Here is a 1,140-nt window from a genome sequence, read left to right on the forward strand (position 1 = left end):
CCAGCCATCTCGTCGTCCTCCTGAAAACGGGATAATTCTATCCCAAAAGGTGGACCACTTCAGTGGGGGCACTCCAATTCCACCACAGACGGAGGGGCCTTTCTCCTTGGCATTGGCGCAGTAATAGGCGCGGCTCCTGCCGGAGCCGGCGACCGTCATGTTGCCTCCACATTGCCCGCACCGGACGAGACCTGACAACAGGTATCGCTTCCGCCGGAGCGTGGAGGGCGCGGCTTCGGCCAAGGTGCGGCGCTGCCCCTCTTGGCGCGCCTTCACCGCCCGCCATAGATCCTCGTCTATAATTCGCAGATACGGCACCTCCACCCGTATGACCTCTTCTTCGTCGCGGTCGCGCGAGGCGCGCTGGTCCGTTTCCGGGTTCTTTCGGTATCCCAAATGAAAAAATCGCTGTCCCGGAAACCCGCCCGCAAGCCGCGCTCGTCGCAGTTCGAAATGACCCCCGCCATGCAGGCCCGCATGCAGAAGGCGATGGTCTCGATCGGCAACATCGCCGACAAGCAGGCCCGCAAGGACGACAAGGTCCAGCGCGAGGCCCGCCTCGCCATCGCCGAGACCTTCGACGCCTGGCTCGACTGGATGGAGGAAACGGCACCCGAGCAGGTCGAAGACGTCTTCTTCGAGCTCGGCTGCTTCGCCACCGCCACTAATCGCCGCCGGATGTTCAAACACGCCAGGGCGCTGGAAGGCGTCGCAGAGCGTGCGCAGGAACAGGTCGATCAGTGGAAAGCCGAGGAGGAAGCGGCCAAAGCCGTGTCAGCCGGAGAGGCTCAACGCAAGTCCGGCGATGCCGAAGGCTATGCGTGACGGCTTCGCCCCGCGCGCACGTAGCGCGCGGAGGCGCAGATCACCATCTCACCTGCAAGATTGTTGGCCAAAGACCAAATCCTGCCCCCGCAACCAAAATTACCGAACAATACCAAAGCCTTAGGCCTCGCATCACGCGGGGCTTTTTGCTATCCAAATCCCAGGTCAACAATAGGTCAACAAAACAATCAAAACTGCGTGCGAATCCAGTGCCTTAGGTGTTTGATCCCACGGTTTAATGGTGTGATCCTTTCGTTGGAATGGAAGGAGACCTTATGGGACAAGTTCGTCATGGCAGCGCCACGACTACGCACG

General features: G+C 60.6%; 2 protein-coding genes. One reads left to right on the top strand and one right to left on the bottom strand.

All coding sequences use genetic code 11. The features are described from left to right. Positions 1-396: recombinase zinc beta ribbon domain-containing protein (locus tag ACOYQJ_RS26175; protein WP_422908812.1), on the bottom strand; the 396-nt coding region annotated here is incomplete at its 3' end. Between ACOYQJ_RS26175 and ACOYQJ_RS26180 the strand changes: the two genes are divergently transcribed. After that, positions 397-825, top strand: coding sequence for a hypothetical protein (locus ACOYQJ_RS26180; RefSeq protein ID WP_422908813.1), 429 nt, complete (start codon positions 397-399; stop codon positions 823-825). The last annotated feature ends 315 nt before the right edge of the window (positions 826-1,140 follow it).

This window comes from Pacificoceanicola algae (assembly GCF_049341065.1).
In the GTDB taxonomy this organism is placed as follows: Bacteria; Pseudomonadota; Alphaproteobacteria; order Rhodobacterales; family Rhodobacteraceae; genus Pacificoceanicola.

Coding starts and splice junctions, on each gene's coding strand:
- ACOYQJ_RS26180 (WP_422908813.1), top strand. CDS start 397: ATGAAAAAATCGCTGTCCCGGAAACCCGCCCGCAAGCCGCGCTCGTCG.